This window comes from Nostoc sp. DSM 114159, from assembly GCF_053470285.1.
This window is the reverse complement of record NZ_JBPFEH010000001.1, coordinates 114,727-130,298: the sequence shown is the minus strand read 5'-3', so window position 1 is coordinate 130,298 and position 15,572 is coordinate 114,727. Positions and strand designations below refer to the sequence as shown.

General features: G+C 41.6%; 19 protein-coding genes. 7 read left to right on the top strand and 12 right to left on the bottom strand.

Going from position 1 to position 15,572, the window contains the following annotated elements:
• Positions 1-95 precede the first annotated feature (95 nt).
• Both ACR5KR_RS00505 and ACR5KR_RS00500 read right to left on the bottom strand, forming a co-directional pair.
• Complete coding sequence (locus ACR5KR_RS00505) at positions 96-569, bottom strand: tetratricopeptide repeat protein (protein WP_335059250.1); 474 nt, start codon at positions 567-569, stop codon at positions 96-98.
• Positions 570-572: 3 nt separating this feature from the next.
• The gene (locus ACR5KR_RS00500; RefSeq protein ID WP_448265051.1) at positions 573-1,610 is read right to left on the bottom strand and encodes a homogentisate phytyltransferase; all 1,038 of its coding nucleotides are present in this window, start codon (positions 1,608-1,610) and stop codon (positions 573-575) included.
• A 208-nt stretch (positions 1,611-1,818) separates the two neighbouring features.
• On the opposite strand from ACR5KR_RS00500, the gene ACR5KR_RS00495 reads away from it, so the two are divergent.
• The 3 genes from ACR5KR_RS00495 to ACR5KR_RS00485 all read left to right on the top strand — a co-directional run bounded on the left by ACR5KR_RS00495 (position 1,819) and on the right by ACR5KR_RS00485 (position 5,381).
• Positions 1,819-2,091: a glutaredoxin family protein gene (locus ACR5KR_RS00495; protein WP_445628232.1), complete on the top strand. Its 273-nt coding sequence runs from the start codon at positions 1,819-1,821 to the stop codon at positions 2,089-2,091.
• Positions 2,092-2,144: 53 nt separating this feature from the next.
• A complete protein-coding gene (locus tag ACR5KR_RS00490) occupies positions 2,145-3,647 on the top strand; it encodes a UDP-N-acetylmuramoyl-L-alanyl-D-glutamate--2,6-diaminopimelate ligase (RefSeq protein ID WP_448265049.1) in 1,503 nt (500 codons plus the stop codon).
• Positions 3,648-3,878: 231 nt separating this feature from the next.
• On the top strand, positions 3,879-5,381 hold the full coding sequence (locus tag ACR5KR_RS00485) for a DICT sensory domain-containing protein (RefSeq protein ID WP_448265048.1): 1,503 nt from the start codon (positions 3,879-3,881) through the stop codon (positions 5,379-5,381).
• A 75-nt stretch (positions 5,382-5,456) separates the two neighbouring features.
• Here ACR5KR_RS00485 and ACR5KR_RS00480 read toward each other — a convergent pair whose 3' ends face one another.
• The 5 genes from ACR5KR_RS00480 to mnmE all read right to left on the bottom strand — a co-directional run bounded on the left by ACR5KR_RS00480 (position 5,457) and on the right by mnmE (position 8,725).
• Complete coding sequence (locus ACR5KR_RS00480) at positions 5,457-5,786, bottom strand: XisI protein (RefSeq protein ID WP_445628235.1); 330 nt, start codon at positions 5,784-5,786, stop codon at positions 5,457-5,459.
• Entirely contained in the window at positions 5,774-6,190 is a 417-nt protein-coding gene (locus tag ACR5KR_RS00475; RefSeq protein WP_448265047.1) for a XisH family protein, read from the bottom strand. The genes ACR5KR_RS00480 and ACR5KR_RS00475 overlap by 13 nt, the downstream gene beginning before the upstream one ends.
• A 148-nt stretch (positions 6,191-6,338) precedes the next feature.
• Positions 6,339-6,563 (bottom strand): hypothetical protein, encoded by a 225-nt coding sequence (locus tag ACR5KR_RS00470; RefSeq protein WP_448265046.1) that lies wholly within the window; start codon positions 6,561-6,563, stop codon positions 6,339-6,341.
• Between the two features lie 155 nt (positions 6,564-6,718).
• Positions 6,719-7,225 (bottom strand): GNAT family N-acetyltransferase, encoded by a 507-nt coding sequence (locus ACR5KR_RS00465; RefSeq protein ID WP_445628237.1) that lies wholly within the window; start codon positions 7,223-7,225, stop codon positions 6,719-6,721.
• Positions 7,226-7,282: 57 nt separating this feature from the next.
• Complete coding sequence (mnmE, locus tag ACR5KR_RS00460; RefSeq protein WP_448265045.1) at positions 7,283-8,725, bottom strand: tRNA uridine-5-carboxymethylaminomethyl(34) synthesis GTPase MnmE; 1,443 nt, start codon at positions 8,723-8,725, stop codon at positions 7,283-7,285.
• A gap of 268 nt (positions 8,726-8,993) precedes the next feature.
• On the opposite strand from mnmE, the gene ACR5KR_RS00455 reads away from it, so the two are divergent.
• Positions 8,994-9,194 carry a hypothetical protein gene (locus tag ACR5KR_RS00455; RefSeq protein ID WP_445628239.1) on the top strand — a complete coding sequence of 67 codons (201 nt, stop codon included), beginning with the start codon at positions 8,994-8,996 and terminating at the stop codon, positions 9,192-9,194.
• Positions 9,195-9,232: 38 nt separating this feature from the next.
• Here ACR5KR_RS00455 and ACR5KR_RS00450 read toward each other — a convergent pair whose 3' ends face one another.
• The 4 genes from ACR5KR_RS00450 to ACR5KR_RS00435 all read right to left on the bottom strand — a co-directional run bounded on the left by ACR5KR_RS00450 (position 9,233) and on the right by ACR5KR_RS00435 (position 11,843).
• Positions 9,233-9,358, bottom strand: a complete 126-nt coding sequence (locus ACR5KR_RS00450; RefSeq protein ID WP_334837916.1) for a hypothetical protein — start codon at positions 9,356-9,358, stop codon at positions 9,233-9,235.
• 48 nt (positions 9,359-9,406) lie between these two features.
• On the bottom strand, positions 9,407-9,670 hold the full coding sequence (locus ACR5KR_RS00445) for a hypothetical protein (RefSeq protein WP_335152757.1): 264 nt from the start codon (positions 9,668-9,670) through the stop codon (positions 9,407-9,409).
• 90 nt (positions 9,671-9,760) lie between these two features.
• On the bottom strand, positions 9,761-10,807 hold the full coding sequence (locus ACR5KR_RS00440) for a DUF1611 domain-containing protein (protein WP_445628241.1): 1,047 nt from the start codon (positions 10,805-10,807) through the stop codon (positions 9,761-9,763).
• Entirely contained in the window at positions 10,791-11,843 is a 1,053-nt protein-coding gene (locus ACR5KR_RS00435) for a dipeptide epimerase (protein ID WP_448265044.1), read from the bottom strand. The genes ACR5KR_RS00440 and ACR5KR_RS00435 overlap by 17 nt, the downstream gene beginning before the upstream one ends.
• Before the next feature lie 131 nt (positions 11,844-11,974).
• On the opposite strand from ACR5KR_RS00435, the gene ACR5KR_RS00430 reads away from it, so the two are divergent.
• Together ACR5KR_RS00430 and ACR5KR_RS00425 are read left to right on the top strand one after the other, a co-directional pair.
• Positions 11,975-12,526: an NUDIX hydrolase gene (locus ACR5KR_RS00430; RefSeq protein WP_445628243.1), complete on the top strand. Its 552-nt coding sequence runs from the start codon at positions 11,975-11,977 to the stop codon at positions 12,524-12,526.
• Positions 12,527-12,548: 22 nt separating this feature from the next.
• Positions 12,549-13,988: a toll/interleukin-1 receptor domain-containing protein gene (locus tag ACR5KR_RS00425; RefSeq protein WP_448265043.1), complete on the top strand. Its 1,440-nt coding sequence runs from the start codon at positions 12,549-12,551 to the stop codon at positions 13,986-13,988.
• Between the two features lie 74 nt (positions 13,989-14,062).
• Here the strand turns inward: ACR5KR_RS00425 and ACR5KR_RS00420 are convergent, their stop codons facing one another.
• Entirely contained in the window at positions 14,063-14,986 is a 924-nt protein-coding gene (locus ACR5KR_RS00420; RefSeq protein ID WP_448265042.1) for a nucleoside hydrolase, read from the bottom strand.
• Between the two features lie 14 nt (positions 14,987-15,000).
• Here ACR5KR_RS00420 and ACR5KR_RS00415 point away from each other — a divergent pair, with 14 nt between their 5' ends.
• On the top strand, positions 15,001-15,432 hold the full coding sequence (locus tag ACR5KR_RS00415; RefSeq protein WP_445628246.1) for a nucleoside deaminase: 432 nt from the start codon (positions 15,001-15,003) through the stop codon (positions 15,430-15,432).
• Positions 15,433-15,572 lie beyond the last annotated feature (140 nt).

The window sequence follows — 15,572 nt, the reverse complement described above, 5'->3', positions numbered from 1 at the left end:
ATTACCAAATAAAAACCATTCTCACCATAATGATGGGAATGGCAAAAATTAGGAGACACAACAGGAAAATTTAATCTCTGCAATTCTCATTAAACTTAAGATTCGCTTGACTTAGCACTCATTTTATCTAATAGTTGAGTGATTTTTTTAGCTTTTTCGGGTTGGCGCTGTTTTTGTAATAAATCTTTAGCTTGTTGCAGGTTAGTTTTAGCTTCTTCTTCCCGCTCTTGCTGCATGAGGATATTTGCCAGACGCAAGTAAGCATCAGGATTTTTCGGACTGCGGCGAATTACTTCCCGAAATAATTCTGTTGCTTCTTCTACTTGTCCTTGCTGGTTTAAAACATCTCCCAAAAACAAGCGCACTACGTCATTAGTAGAGTTGATGGAAATTACTTTGCGAAAGGCCGCTTCTGCACCTTGGTAATCTTTTGCTTGGGCAAGATTGATACCTTTTTGAAACAAGTCTGAGGTAATCAAAGTTTTCCAGGCAAAATAGCCAAGGATGGACAGACTCAGAACAACTACAACAGCAGCGATAATCGAACTAGTGGGAAAGGTTTCTAGCATTGTTTAAGCCAAAAGACAGGCGATAGGAAAAATCAGATATTCCATAAAAAAGAGTTTCCAGATAAATTGATAGAATTGAGCGATCGCACTTTTCTCTTGTAAGTCTACCGTCAAACTCCGCAACCACAGCCAAGCCAACAGTCCCAAATGAGTAACTACTAAAAATATGGCGTTAACTGAGGCGACGTTTAGCACCCCAACCAGAATTATTCCCAAATAACAGGCAGTTATTACCCAAAGAGACAGATTGAACACAGCTTGTGGCCCGAGTTTGATGGTGAAAGTAGTAATATTGTAGAGGCGATCGCCTTCCATATCGGGGATATCTTTAAAGATAGCGATCGCAAAGGTAAACACCAAAATAAATAACGTCAGCACCCACACCACAGGCGGAATTGTTTGGCTTTGTTGCAACGCCCAACTGTAATGCAGATATAAACCTAAGTTAACAATCGTACCGCGCACCGAAAAAATACACAGCGCCGCCCAAATGGGAAACTGTTTTAAGCGAATTGGTGGTAAAGAATAAGCAGTACCAATGGCCAAACTAATTGCTACCATGCCCAATAAAAACGGGCCAGTTAGCCACGCCACAACCAGCGCCAAAATCCCAGTAGAAGCGACAATTAATTGCCCAGTTTGCTGGGAAAACTCACCAGACGCTAAGGGTAAATGAGGCTTATTAATCTTGTCAATTTCTACATCTTCTAATTGATTCAGCCCCACAATATAAACATTGCCACACAGACAACCAATCCATGCACCAAAAACAGGGAATAGGGAATACGTAGAGACAAGATTCATCACGTTTGTAGAGACGCGATTCATCGCGTCTGTAGAGACAAGATTCATCGCGTCTGTAGAGATATGATTAATCGCGTCTCTACTGATGGCAATGGCAATTAAATATAAACCCAAAACACTCAGACTTGTACCAATAATTGTGTGAGGACGAGAGAATTTCCAGAAGGCGTATAACCACTGGAAATATGATTGAGCAGGTTTGCCTGGTAAAGGGCTGTTTTGAGAACTTTGGCTCATGAGTAGCTTAAATACAGTATTCTGGTTGGTTGTTAATCATTGTCACAGAATTTGGTCATTAGACTTCTTTGATGAATCAATGAGCTTTCACCCTTCTACTTCGTGCCCTCTGCTGTAGCTGCGACAAGCCGTTCGCGTAGCGTCTCCAACAGGAGAAGCGTCTACGTTATTCTAAACTTATAACTTCTTGCGCCAACTCATATCAAGAATGCGATTAATTTTATACAGTAAACCCGGCTGTCATTTATGTGAAGGCTTGCAAGAAAAGCTAGAACAAATCCAAAATCTCAGTTTCGAGTTGGAAGTTAGGGATATTACGACTCGTGAAGATTGGTTTGCTGCGTATGAGTATGAAGTGCCGGTGCTTTATTTATCGAACCACAGAGACGCAGAGGGAAGTGAGAAACCATTGCCGCGTCCTTCTCCTCGTGCTAGCGTGCAGCAGTTAGAGCAAATGTTGCGTAAATATTTAGCCAATTAGAAAAAAATAATGCAGAATAAGCGCAAGATCGAGAACGTGACGAGGTTCACAAAATGAAATTGCGGGAATTACTAACAGCGGTAGACAGTGTTGAGCAATTGCCTAGTTATCCAACTTTAGAGGATGTGGAAGTTAGGGGTTTAAAGACGAATTCCCATGCTTGTCGTGTGGGTGATTTGTTTATTGGGATGCCAGGAACGCGGGTTGATGGTGGGGAATTTTGGCAAAGTGCGATCGCATCGGGGGCTGTAGCGGCGATCGTTTCTCCTGAAGCTGCACAAAAAAATCCTCCCACAAATCAGGCTGTGGTCATTAGTGCAAGTAATATTACTCAAGCTTGTGCCCAAATAGCCAGTGCTTTTTACGGTTATCCGGGGCGAAAACTCAAGCTGGTAGGCGTAACTGGTACAAATGGCAAAACTACAACTACTCATCTGATTGAATTTCTCCTCACCAAAGCTAATTTAGCTACAGCTTTGATGGGAACTCTCTACACTCGTTGGGCAGGTTTTGAGCAAACTGCTGCCCACACTACGCCCTTTGCTGTAGAACTACAACAGCAACTTGCAGAGGCGGTGAAGGCTGGTAGTGAGTTCGGGGTGATGGAAGTCAGTTCTCACGCTTTAGCTCAAGGTAGAGTGTTGGGTTGTGAATTTGAAGTGGCGGTATTTAGTAATCTTACTCAAGACCATCTCGACTATCACAGCGATATGGAAGATTACTTTGCTGCCAAAGCGTTGTTATTTAGCCCTACTTATCTCAAGGGACGGGCAATAATTAATGCTGATGATTCCTACGGAAAGCGGTTAATTGCGTCATTGGATTCCGAACGGGTTTGGAGTTACAGCGTCAACGATAACAGCGCTGATTTATGGATGAGCGATTTAAGTTACCAGCCGAATGGTGTTAGTGGCATATTACATACACCAAAAGGTGACGTGGCTTTTCGATCGCCCCTAGTCGGACAATATAATTTAGAAAATCTTTTAGCAGCCGTAGGAGCAGTTTTGCACTTAGGGCTAGATTTGCAGTTAGTGGCAAATGTAATACCTGAATTTCCCGGAGTTCCCGGACGCATGGAACGCGTACAAATTAATGCCGAGCAAGATATTAGCGTGATTGTGGATTATGCCCACACACCCGATAGCTTGGAAAATTTATTAAAAGCTGCGCGTCCGTTTATACCAGGGAAAGTGATTTGTGTATTTGGTTGTGGAGGCGATCGCGATCGCACTAAGCGCCCAAAAATGGGTAAAATTGCTGCTGAGTTAGCTGATGTGGCAGTGGTGACATCAGATAATCCCCGAACTGAAGATCCAGAAAGGATTTTGCAAGATATTTTGGCGGGAATAGCTGACACAGTGCAGCCAACAGTAATTTGCGATCGAGCGATCGCAATTCGTACCGCTATTTTACAAGCACAATCCGGTGATGGAGTATTGCTTGCTGGTAAAGGTCACGAAGATTACCAAATTCTCGGCACCGAAAAAATACATTTTGACGACCGAGAACACGCCCGCGACGCTTTATACGAAAGACTTAACGTACAAGCTTAATTTAAGCATTGGGCAAAAAAGGCAGAGGTGCAAAGGTGCAGAGGGGCAGAGGGGAAAAACTTACTGCAACTTCTCCCCTGCTCCCCTGCTCCCCTGCTCCCCTGCTCCCTCGTGAGTGGAGTTTTTTATAGTTAATGTTTCTTTCCGTGGTGATTTTGTAAAAAATGCACATATAAAGGTGAAAATCGAAGACAGAATTATTTCTTGCTTCATCCAAGTTGTGCTTGACTCATGAATGTTTCTTTGGCTAAGGATCTGTCTGTTTATCAACTGGTTATGGGAGTGCAAGCGCCTCCTAAACCATTGTCCCTCAGTCCTGCTACTCTGCTATCACTGGTGAGAGCGCAAATTGACTTACTCATTGAGCAGCAAATTGCAGCCACTCTCTGGGTGAAGCTACCACCAGATAAAATTTGGCAATCAGAATTAGCGCGTTATCAATCCTCGGTAGGTGCGTCTAGTCTCATTTATAGTTGCCAGATTGACGAGAGTAGGAAAAGGGAAGCAGGGGAAGCAGGGGAGCAGGGGGACAAGGGGACAAGGGAAGCAGGGGGACAAGGCTCTCCCAAGTCTTCTCCCTCTTCCTCATCTCCCTCATCCCCATCATCTCATTATGTCCCCGTTCACCTACCACCAGATAGCCAAATGCGACGGGAAAACTTTCTGATGGTGTTATCGCCACAGTTTTGCAGTTTAATTTTGGCTCATCGACCACTTAAAAAACGTAAAAATAAGACATTGGGGAAGGTAAATACTAATAAAAACCAGCCGTTGCTGATTGTAACTACTGTTGAGGGGAGAGTAATTCAGCAAGTATTAAATAGTATCCAACAAGCGATTGCACCAGAATCATCTTCAATACCTACTGATTTTATTTGTCCAACCGTGCCCCAACCTATACTAATGAATCAACTGTTGGCAAAACAACTCCTCCGACAAGATGAAATTAATCGTCAAATCATCACAGTACGCACTAATAAGTTAGAGCAACAAAATCAAGAACTGCACAACAAAGAGCAACTCAAAGATGAATACCTGAAAAATGTCTGTCAGGAACTGCGTATACCTTTGACGCACATGAAAACAGCACTTTCATTATTAAATTCCCCTAATCTTAAACCCCCGCAACGGCAACGTTATTTACAGATGTTAAATACCCAATGCGATCGGCAAAACTCCCTGATTACTGGTTTTTTGGAACTGGTGCAGCTAGAACAAAATTTGGACGGGACGACTTTGGAGTTGGTGCGTCTCTCAGATATAGTACCTGGAGTAGTCAGTACCTACCAACCTGTAGCCCAAGAAAAAGGAATTATGCTAGCCTACACCGTACCGACTGAACTCCCATCTGTTTGGTGCATGACTGGTAAGCTAAGACAAATTGTAATTAATCTGTTGCACAACAGTCTTAAGTTTACCCCTAATGGAGGTCAAGTATGGGTGCGTGCCCGTAATCAAGGCGATTATGTTCAATTAGAATTCCGCGACACAGGTATCGGTATTGCGGAAAACGAAATTCCCAAAATCTTCGATCGCTTTTATCGCGTGCGTACAGGAGCAACCGAAGATTATGGTGGTGCTGGGTTAGGGTTAACGATAGTACAGCAATTGCTGCTGCGCTGTGGTGGATCTATTTCTGTAAAAAGTAAATTATCTGAAGGTTCTACCTTTACAGTGCAACTGGCAACTGCTGGTAATATCCCAAGAGCGATCGCGACAGAAAATGAGTTATGAGTTATGAGTTATAAGTGATGAGTTAAAAATTCATAACTCATCACTCATCACTTATAACTCCTACAGTTCTTTTGCTTAACCTGCTGCAAACTCAGTAAACTTCCGCTTGTAAGGAGCATGAAAACCCAAAATAATATCTTGTTTTGGCACTCCAGCAGTTACTAACTCATTTGCTACTCCGATCTCAGTTCCATCGCGCTGAATCCAAATTTTGCCGTCCTTAATATCAATATGAATGATGCAACCATAAACTCGCCTCAGTTCTTCCCATCCCAAATGAAGAACTTGATAATGGTCGCGTTCTGTATCAAAAATTAACTGTACTTCTGTATCATCATTTGAGTGGTGAATTGAATGACGTTTCAGGATTGTCTGCACTAATTCACGGTAGTTTATTCTTTCCATAGTAAAACCTCTTCTTTAATTGGTTCAAAAATCAGAAGCTTCAGCCGATGTTCAGCAATTATTTCTTGAATAAATGCCCGAATAAAAAAGTCTTGATAAACATCTTCAGAGATAGCTAAGTATAAAATTCGTTCAGGATACTTTTTCCGTAATGCTGAACGGTAGGTGAGCGTCTGACCTAGAGCGACATAAAAATCACTAATTTCCGATGCACCTATAAAAGATTTAATCTCAACTGCGATTTTTTGACCAGCTTTTTGAGCTGCTAAGATTCTTTCTGCCCCTAAGTCTACATAAAATTCAATTTCATCAACTTTAACTGATAGAGGGTCATGGGTAATAGTCCACCCATCCTTTTTTAAAGCTGAACAAACAGCAAGATGAAAAATATCTTTAGCTGACATAGTTTAATTATAAATATATTCACTGGCAGTTTTTATTGGCAGCACTTATAAAAATTCTATCAAAGCAAATAGTACTGGAATTTTACCTAGATTAGCTCTCCAAATCAATGCGTTTACAGAATTAATCTTATTGATAAAAGACATAATGTTATTTGGATGAGTCTTTTGGCAACACCTGTGTAAACTCTCCACTTTGTTTATTGCGAACTACTATAAATTCACTATTTGGCATTCGTAGCTCTACTGGAATTATTTCGGTTGGTAACTCCATGAGTAACCCACCATCTAACATTCCTGCACCAGGAAAGGCGATAACCGTGATTATGCTTGGTCTAAGACAACCAAGAACTTGAACTGGAATTTTATCAAGCATTATAAATATAATTGTCACGCTCTAGATCGTAAATTAACTGTACTTCTATATCATCATTTGAGTGGTGAATTGAATGACGTTTCAGGATTGTCTGCACTAATTCACGGTAGTTTATTCTTTCTATAGCAAAACCTCTTCTTTAATTGGTTCAAAAATTAGAAGATAGCTTGTGGAGATATTTTATATTCGTAGCGAGAGACAAAATAAGCACCAACTTGTTTGTCACTGTGATGACGGAAACCAAAACTTTCATATACTGCTCTAAGGCGTGGACGTGAAGCATCACAATCTAAACGTAAATAATGTCTACCAAGTTTTTGTGCTTGTTCAACAGCCCAAGCTAGAAGTGCTGAAGAGACTTTACCGCCAGAGTAATGCCGTCGAACTGCAAGACGATGTACAAATGCTGACTCTTCCTGAGAAATATCGGGCCAGAAAAGTAAATCTTCTAGTTGAAACTTGATTGTACCAACTGGTTCACCTGCACAGTCAGCAATAAAAAATAAGCCGTTAGCAACATCTTTAGAGATACTTTCTGGCGAAACCTCACTCTCATGCCACAGAGGCCTACCATTCTGCTGGAGCCACAAAGCTGCTTCTAATAACACATCCGAAACGATCGCCGTATCTTGTATGGTTGCTTGACGAATTGAGATGTACATTTAGTTATCAATAGTAGGTTAAATTATACAAAAAAATTAAAAATATAATTTTTGAGTTTATTTACCAATACAAAATCTACTAAAAATCCTCTCTAAAACTGATTCTGTTACTTCTTCTCCAGTGATTTCTCCTAAAGCTTGAATCGCACCTCGTAAGTCAATTGTCCAAAAATCAAGAGGTAACTGCTGGGTAATTGTTGCTTGTACCTGTTCCAAAGACATTTTAGCTTGAGTTAAGGCTGCTGCTTGCCTTTGATTAATAGCTAAATCCATATCAGCAGCTTGCACTTTTCCAGATTGAACTATTTCTAAAATTGCTGTTTCTAAAGCATCGATTCCTTGATTTTGGGCTGCGGCTGTGACAATTTTAGATTTTGGACTTCGGCTCCTTTCGACTTCGCTCAAGGCAAGTCGCTCAGTCGAACAATTTGGGATTTTTGATTGAAAAATTTTCCGATCGCTTTCTTCTACTAAATCGATTTTGTTAATTACTATAATCAACGGACGGTGTTGTACCTTTTGATAAATTTCTTCATCACCTTCTGTCCAACCTGCGGAAGCATCGATGGTCAGCAAGACTAAATCAGCTGCATTTGCGGCACGGCGCGATCGCTCGACGCCAATTTTTTCCACTTGGTCTGTTGTTTCCCGAATCCCGGCTGTATCTAGCACTTGTATGGGAATTCCCCCAACAACTAACTGAGATTCGACAACATCGCGGGTTGTACCAGGTAAATCAGTCACAATGGCGCGATCGCTCCGGCTCCAAGCATTCAATAAACTCGACTTACCCACATTCGGACGCCCAACAATTGCCACTTTTAAACCAGTGCGTAGCAACTCACCTTTGTCTTTGGTTTCCAATAACCTAGTTATTTCTGCGGCAATTTTATCAATTTCTGATATAATCCCTTTATCATCCAACGGTGGTAAGTCTTCTTCAAAATCAATCCGAGCTTCAATTTCTGCCAAGATATCTAAACAGTTAGCGCGTAACTGCCGAATCGGATGAGCTAATTTTCCTTGTAAACCAGCTAAAGCACTTTGAGCCGCTTGGGGCGATTTAGCTCCGACTAAATCAGCAATACCTTCGGCTTGAGTTAAATCCAATCGTCCATTCAAAAAAGCGCGGAGGGTAAATTCTCCCGGTTGCGCTAGTCTGGCTCCATTTTCCAAACACAGTTGTAATACCTGCTGCACTGCGATAATTCCCCCGTGGCAATGGAATTCTACAACATCTTCACGGGTGTAAGAACGGGGTGCTTTCATAATCAGCAACAGGGCTTCATCCACTATTTGTTGCGTCTGGGGATGGCGAATGTAACCGTAGAGAATCCGGTGACTTTCCCAAACTTGTCGCCCTGGTGTATGAAAGAGACTTTGGGCGATTGCCATTGCTTGAGAACCGGATACCCGCACAATCCCCACACTACCCTGTTGGGGGACAACAGCAGTAGCGATCGCGGCTATAGTTCCAGTAGTAGCAAACAGTTCTGACATGAGCGCCTTTTATAAAAGTGAGGAGTGAGGAGTTAGGAGTAAAAATCATAACTCATAACTCATAACTCATAACTCCTAACTCATAACTCCTAACTCCTAACTCCTAACTTTCTAAATAGTGAGTATTTAGACTAATGAGATACCAACTGGCAAGGTAAAATTTACCTGTAGGTCATGCCTGATAGTAAAGAGTTATCAGTGAAGAGTTAGAGATGAAAATCATGACTCACAACTTATAACTTATAACTTTTAGAGAGAGGAATGTACTGTGGAGCAAAAGATTAACTGCGCTGTAGCCTGTGTTAATGGGTGTGTTTTAGGGGATAAATGCCCCAATACCGAGTTTAAAGAGTCAGCCGCAAAATTTATTGAAGAGACTCCCTTAGAGAAAATGCTGGAGTTGGCACAAGAACGTCTGCGGAAAAAAATGACGGAACCGCCAAAATGGGTATTGCCTGAAGATCCATAGTATTTGGGGCAACAGACACAAGCAAAACAGCGTGGAAGTTAAATGGTATCTGGATCTATATTTAATTCTCGCAGTTTTGCTGCCAAGCGATCGCTGGTATTAAATCGCTCTGTTGGTAACATTGCTGTGGAGTCGAAAGCTTGGGAAGCTTCCAATGTAACCAATATTTTACAAATGCGATACCCATTGTCTACCGCAAATCGTCGCCAGTGTCAAATAACCTCTGGCATAGCACCGTGTTTCTCAGATGCCAAAATGAAATCCCAGCCAGTTCCTCGGATCGTAGCTTCGACTAACCGTTTACCCCATTCAAGGGCGTCATCCTTAGTCTCTACCCAGTGGCAACCAATTGAATATCGACTGTTATCTGGTTTACCAACAATCACCCACCAAGACCATTGGTCATTCGCAACTTCTGGAAGGTTTAATAGGCGAATAGGGTGGTTTTTGTAATCAATAATAGTGATTTTAGTCATTTTCATTTTGTGCCGTTAAAATGGCTGGAATTTTATTTTAGTTAAGATGGCAAGAATCCGCGCTCTCAGGGTTAAAGCATTCTTTAGAACCTAATTATTCATCACCGCATCTAAAAGCACATTCGCATCAAAGCGGACTACATCAGTGCAAGGTAGCCCCGTTTCTGCTATTGTTTGAGCGATGCTTTCCTGAGCCGCAGATTCATCTAAATGGGCTGTGTTCAATGCTATACCCGCTACAGATACACTTCCAAAAGCACCACCAGCATTAGCAACAGCTTCATACAGCCGAATCACCTCTGGTAAAGGTGGAATGATGACATGGGGATGATTGCGGACATGGACTTGTCCCGCCCGATGTACTAACAGCAGTTGGGTTGGTTGCGAACCACGGATTAGGGGTAGAGTTGCTGTTGAACCAGGGTGTAGCAGCGAACCTTGTCCTTCAATGTGCAAGATGTCGTAGTTTTTGCCATAGCGCATAACAATCTGTTCCACAGCACCGGCGGCAAAGTCTACCCGCACGGCATCTAAAGGCACACCGTCTCCTTCTAACATCATCCCAGTTTGCCCTGTGGCGAGGAATTTAGAACGCCAGCCCCGCAATTTTGACGCCCAATGTAACTCTAGGCTAGTTGACATTTTACCAATCGCCATGTCGGTTCCCACTGTCAACACCCGCCGGCACGGAAGAGTACGTGCCATTCCACTAGCAACGCTGATATTAGATGGTTCTTTTCGGACATCCCAAATTAGTTGCCCTGGTTTGAGCAGTGCATTTAATTCTGGGATACTTGCCATTGATGTATGTAAACCATTCACCAAAGACATTCCCGCTTCTAAAGCGTCTTTGATTTCTAGCCAGTAATCATCTGGTACAGCACCACCTCCTGGAGCAATACCAATTACTAAAACTTCCGGTTTGTACTCTAGGGCTGCGGCTACCGATGCCACAATCGGCACATCACGCTTGATACCTGTTAATTCTGGTAGGGATTTACCAGCACACTCGCGATCGATTACGGCTACAATTGGGGCTTCACTGTAACGTAAAATTGCTAGCCCTGTTTTGCCATGAGTCCCAATAGTCCCTTCATGTAGCAAGATAGCTACTCGTTGATTAAATGGTAGACGCACTGTGTTGTACTCCCAAACCTGGTAAATCGTTTGGCAAAACTTTTCCTTGTTTTAGTAATGCACCTGTAAAAGGGTCATCAATTAAGTTCAGGTGACTGTCTAAATCTAAATAATCAGCTAGTGGTGCTAGCTGTAATGCTGCTGTATTAGCTAGCGAACTGTCAGAATAGCAACCGAACATTACTTGCAAGCGATATGCTCGTGCTGTATGTACCATTCGCATTGCCTCTGTTAGCCCCCCTGATTTCATTAGTTTGATATTAATGCCATCCACGTAATTTGCCAAATTGGGAATATCAGCGCTGGTGAAACAACTTTCATCGACAAAGATAGGTAAAGGAGAGTGTTGTTTGAGTTTTGCTAAACTTTTTTCTTCTCCCCGTGGCAATGGCTGTTCTACATACTTTATACCCAAATCAGCCAGCCAATTGCACATGGCGATCGCATCTTCTAAACTCCAACCCCCGTTGGCATCAACAAAAAACTTTAGTTCTGGCGCTTCTTCTCGCACTGCTAAGAGCATTTTTCGATCTGCATCTATGCCATCTGGGCTACCTAGCTTCACCTTAAAAAGACGGACATCTGTAAATTGTAACCAGTCTCGCGCTCTCGCCCTAGCGCCTTCAGGTGAATTAATCCCAATTGTGACTGAAGTCGGGACTATTTGATTGCGATCGAGTCCCCAAAGTTGCCACAAGGGTAATCCTACGCGCTTACCCAACCAGTCATGCATTGCCATATCCAAGGCAGCTCTTGCAGCAGAAGGAATTTGGTTTTGTGTTAAAACTTGCTCAATTTCCTGACGTTGTAAGGGACTGAATGCTTGTAACAGAGGCACAACTTGCTCTAGAGTATCTTTGATTGCATCAGTTGATTGCCGATGATTACCCACACCAAACGGCGATGCTTCCCCCCAGCCTTCGATATCATCATATAAAATCTTCACCCACACATTCGTTGTTTGTGCCGTTGTACCCCGACTAATGGTCAAGGGAAATCTCTTGTTTACTGTAAATAAATTTACATTTATTTGCATACTTATTCTGCATATTATGTTATTGCAAAAGCCAGTGTAAGTTCAAAATTTAAATTATCGGATACATCTGTTATACTTTTTTACATTCATTGCAAACTTTTTATACATACATTTTATTTGTTACTTAGTTTATGAACAACTTAAAAAAATGGAAGATTTTAAAATCAAAAATGGTTTTAGATAATCTTTGGTGTCAGGTAAGGCAAGATGAAATAGAATTACCGAATGGTAAAATTATAGATGATTATTTTGTCAGTATTAAGCCTGACGTTGCGATGGTTTTACCTATCACGAGTAATAAAGAAATTATTTTTGTCCGGCAATATAGACACGCCGTAGGTGAATTTTTCTTGGAACTGCCAGCAGGGAATTTCGATCCTACAAAAGAAAGTGCAGAGGTAGCGGCGATTAGAGAACTGAGAGAAGAGACTGGTTATATTCCCCAAGAATTTAAAAAAATTGGAACTTTATACGATAAGCCGAGCAAAGATACCAATCAAATACATTTATTTTTAGCAGAAAATGTGAGCAAAGACGGAGAGCAGCAACTAGATATTACAGAAGAGATTGAAGTTGTACTTATTCCTGTAGAATCAGTTTTAGATAAAATTGCCCAAGGTGAAATTTCTGTTGCCGGAACTATTGCGGCTCTCTTATTAGGTTTAAACTTGCTAAATTATTAATAATCATCTAAAAGTAATTATTATGTTTATCTTTACAGTAACTGCTGATACTTTCCTGAAAGTTCGTCCAAGTGAGTTAGCGGAACTAGCTGAAGATGAAAAACTTCTCATTCAAGTCAAAAGTACATTAGAGGTTATTTCTTATGTTGAGGAGGAAGAATATTACAGAATTATCTTGAAAAACTCTATCAATGGGAAAGATACATGGTTTATCCGTAAGAAGTATATTAAAATATCTGTTTTACAGGATTTATCTGAATACACTCCAAAACCCGCGACATCTGATGCACCACCAGACGTGTTACTATACCAACCTAGACCTACAAGCCAACAAGCTAGACCTAAAAGCCTGACAGACTTGGTAGAGACTCAAGGCTCTACAAGTTTTTGGAAGAAGCTGTTATCGGCTAATATCAACTTAGAAAATATTCGTAAAGCCTTGAAATTTTTGGGTGACGATTTGGATAGTAAACCCATTGAGTTAAAGGTAGGAGCAAATAGTAATGTTCCAGTAAATGAGTTGGGTTGGGATAGTAGCGATATCAAGGATGAAGAAGAAGTTATTAAGCAGTTAAAAGCGCAACTACAAAAAACCCCAACTATTCAAGAACGATCTCCACAACCTGCTGATATAACGAAAGATTTGGTGGATTGCAGTGTGTTCAGTCCTTCTTCTGTAACTCCAAACGATATGTTCCTCGTCCAAGTATTTGTTCATCTTCCTGAACAAGTTGAATTTGCCAAACAGAATGCTCAACAATTTGATCCTGATGCTAAACAGTTAGGAGCAAGAAGTTTAGGATTACCTATTCAACGCGGAAGTGAACTCACTTTTAACCTGTCCATTCCAAAACTAGAAGTAGATGAGCCAATTCAAAAGTTGAGTTGGAATGGTAGAGCAGATTCTATTCAATTTGGGGTCACGGTTCCTGCTGATATCACTCAGAAAACAGTCATTGGAACTGTTACTGTAAGTCAAAATACAATTCCCCTTGGTCATCTAAAATTCAAGTTATCGATTATTGCTTCTGCATCTTCTACATCCAAAGACCCTCATCTAGTAGGAGAAGTTGCTCGACATTATAGAAAAGCATTCGTCTCTTACTCTTCTAAAGATCGGATAGAAGTTCTTAAAAGGGTGCAGGGACTAGCTGTAAGTGGTATTACAGTTTTTCAAGATATCCTTAATTTAGAACCTGGCGATCGCTGGGAGCAAGAACTTTATCGCAACATTGATGAGTGCGATTTGTTTCTACTATTTTGGTCTACTGCTGCGAAAGAATCACCGTGGGTACTTAAAGAAGTCTTGTATGCTCTTGAGAGACAAGGTTCTGATGGATTGCGTTCCCCGGAAATTATTCCTGTAATCATAGAAGGGCCACCGCCTGTTCCCCCACCTCCTGAATTGCAGAATCTCCATTTTAATGACAAACTTCTTTACTTGATAGCGACACCTAAATAGCAGACAGTAATCGAACAATTCACTTGAAGTGCACTATTAAAAGCTCTTGTTGGTAGGCGATTATTTTCAGTTTTTTATCTTGCCCATTGCCGCAAAATATAATCATAAAAAGCCTCTTTATCTACCTTATCCATTGCATAGATTTTCCGACCACCAGGAACTACTTTAGTCCGCCCTTGACTAATACCAGTGGTGATAATTTCTGTTTCCCATTCGCGCAATTGATAAAATTCTGGATGTCCTAGATAAGCCGTTGCCAACACATCCCAAAAATAATAATCTTGAGGAATAACTAGTGCATAACATTGTCCGGCTAAATCAGAGATGGGATAGTGGCGTTGTCGTCCCATTTTGTATACTAGCTCCGATGTGACTGGGACATTGTTAGTTAAATCCAAAGGACACATAATAATTTCAATTTTGGTTTGCCATACCCGCGCTGCTGAAACCGCATCCCAATAAACATTCCATTCGGCAGAACCATCTTGTCCAGGTTCCAGACTTTTTTCCACATTCCCACCAACATTTAACGCACCCCCCATCCACACAATTTTGTGAATCTTGGCTTCAATGTCTGGTGCTTTGTCTAAAGCCACTGCTACCGTTGTCAACGGCCCAGTGACCATCAACGTTACGGGACTTGATGCGCCGCGTAACACCTGTATCATGAAATCTTGACCTGTTTGAGCAACCAATGGCGTAGTAATGGTTTCCCTTTGATTGAGAATGGGGAGATGGTCAACGATAAACGAATCACGGCGATAGAGAGTAGGAAATGGATTGATCCCGCGCACAGTGCTTTCTGCTACCGGGATATGAGAAAATCCCATCAAATCTATAATTTTACGTGTGGTGCTAACAGCCGGTTGAACGTAGCAATCTGCTGGAGTGACAACAACACCAAGGAGTTCAATACTATCCATCGTCAACAGCAGCATAGTTGCCAGATAATCATCTACACCGCCATCGTGATCCATTAATACAAGTTGTTTTGTCATAAAAGGAGAACTATATGGATGAGTTTATGAAAGCTGCAATTCAAGAAGCAAAACAAGGCAGACAAGAAGGGGGAATTCCTATTGGTTCGGTTCTTGTCAAGGATGGCAAAATTCTCGGCAGAGGACACAATAAACGCGTGCAAGACGGCGATCCTGTTACCCACGCCGAAATCGATTGTCTCCGCAATGCTGGGAGAGTTGGCAGTTATAGAGGGACAACACTCTATTCAACTTTAATGCCGTGTTACCTATGCGCTGGGGCAGTGGTACAATTTGGCATTAAAAAAGTCATCGCTGGAGAATCTAGAACTTTTCCTGGTGCTAAAGAATTTATGGTATCTCACGGTGTGGACGTTATCGATCTTAATCTTGACGAATGCGAACAAATGATGAGTGAGTTTATTGAAACTAACCCCGAACTTTGGAATGAAGATATTGGTAAATAGTCATTTGTCACTTGTACTGAGCGACTTGTCCTGAGCGTAGTCGAAGGGAGTCGAAGTATTTGTCATTGGTCATTGGTCATTGGTCACTTGTACTGAGTTTCGACTGCGCGGTAATCGAGCGAAGTCGAGATTCAACTACC

Coding starts and splice junctions, on each gene's coding strand:
- ACR5KR_RS00425 (WP_448265043.1), top strand. CDS start 12,549: ATGTTTATCTTTACAGTAACTGCTGATACTTTCCTGAAAGTTCGTCCA.
- ACR5KR_RS00430 (WP_445628243.1), top strand. CDS start 11,975: ATGAACAACTTAAAAAAATGGAAGATTTTAAAATCAAAAATGGTTTTA.
- ACR5KR_RS00505 (WP_335059250.1), bottom strand. CDS start 569: ATGCTAGAAACCTTTCCCACTAGTTCGATTATCGCTGCTGTTGTAGTT.
- ACR5KR_RS00485 (WP_448265048.1), top strand. CDS start 3,879: ATGAATGTTTCTTTGGCTAAGGATCTGTCTGTTTATCAACTGGTTATG.
- ACR5KR_RS00480 (WP_445628235.1), bottom strand. CDS start 5,786: ATGGAAAGAATAAACTACCGTGAATTAGTGCAGACAATCCTGAAACGT.
- ACR5KR_RS00495 (WP_445628232.1), top strand. CDS start 1,819: ATGCGATTAATTTTATACAGTAAACCCGGCTGTCATTTATGTGAAGGC.
- ACR5KR_RS00435 (WP_448265044.1), bottom strand. CDS start 11,843: ATGCAAATAAATGTAAATTTATTTACAGTAAACAAGAGATTTCCCTTG.
- ACR5KR_RS00490 (WP_448265049.1), top strand. CDS start 2,145: ATGAAATTGCGGGAATTACTAACAGCGGTAGACAGTGTTGAGCAATTG.
- ACR5KR_RS00470 (WP_448265046.1), bottom strand. CDS start 6,563: ATGCTTGATAAAATTCCAGTTCAAGTTCTTGGTTGTCTTAGACCAAGC.
- ACR5KR_RS00415 (WP_445628246.1), top strand. CDS start 15,001: ATGGATGAGTTTATGAAAGCTGCAATTCAAGAAGCAAAACAAGGCAGA.
- ACR5KR_RS00445 (WP_335152757.1), bottom strand. CDS start 9,670: ATGACTAAAATCACTATTATTGATTACAAAAACCACCCTATTCGCCTA.
- ACR5KR_RS00475 (WP_448265047.1), bottom strand. CDS start 6,190: ATGTCAGCTAAAGATATTTTTCATCTTGCTGTTTGTTCAGCTTTAAAA.
- ACR5KR_RS00465 (WP_445628237.1), bottom strand. CDS start 7,225: ATGTACATCTCAATTCGTCAAGCAACCATACAAGATACGGCGATCGTT.
- ACR5KR_RS00420 (WP_448265042.1), bottom strand. CDS start 14,986: ATGACAAAACAACTTGTATTAATGGATCACGATGGCGGTGTAGATGAT.
- ACR5KR_RS00500 (WP_448265051.1), bottom strand. CDS start 1,610: ATGAGCCAAAGTTCTCAAAACAGCCCTTTACCAGGCAAACCTGCTCAA.
- mnmE (WP_448265045.1), bottom strand. CDS start 8,725: ATGTCAGAACTGTTTGCTACTACTGGAACTATAGCCGCGATCGCTACT.